The 352-nt window shown below is 62.2% G+C and carries 1 pseudogene; it reads right to left on the bottom strand.

Annotation, left to right across the window (positions count from 1 at the left end):
- Nucleotides 1-207: pseudogene (locus tag ACYPYD_RS24965) on the bottom strand (molecular chaperone HtpG); the annotation flags it as partial.
- Nucleotides 208-352 lie beyond the last annotated feature (145 nt).

Here is a 352-nt window from a genome sequence, read left to right as displayed (position 1 = left end):
GCGCGGCTGGGCGTCGTCGCCAAGCAGTTCGGGCCGGGAGATCGCTTCGTAGCGCAGCTTCTCGCAGGCATCGGCAGCGTTGGAGATAAGCTCGCGCAGGAACACGTCCCGGTCCGAATAGACCGAATGGACCATCATGTGCAGGAGCTTGGAAACATCGGCCTCGAAGGCGCGGGTCTCAGGGGCGGCAAACGTCTCGGTCGTCATCGTCTCTTCGGCTCACATGTTTCGGACTTACGCCAGCCAGATGGATCGGAACGTTTCCACGTTCAAGAGGGCCGACTCTCGGATAGGCGGGTGAGGACTGGCAGCCCCGCCCATTTGATTTAGGAGGCTCGCATCAGCGCGCCCA

Source organism: Novosphingobium sp. 11B, assembly GCF_054589055.1.
The sequence above is the reverse complement of the archived record's forward strand: the minus strand, read 5'-3'. Positions and strand labels throughout refer to the sequence as shown.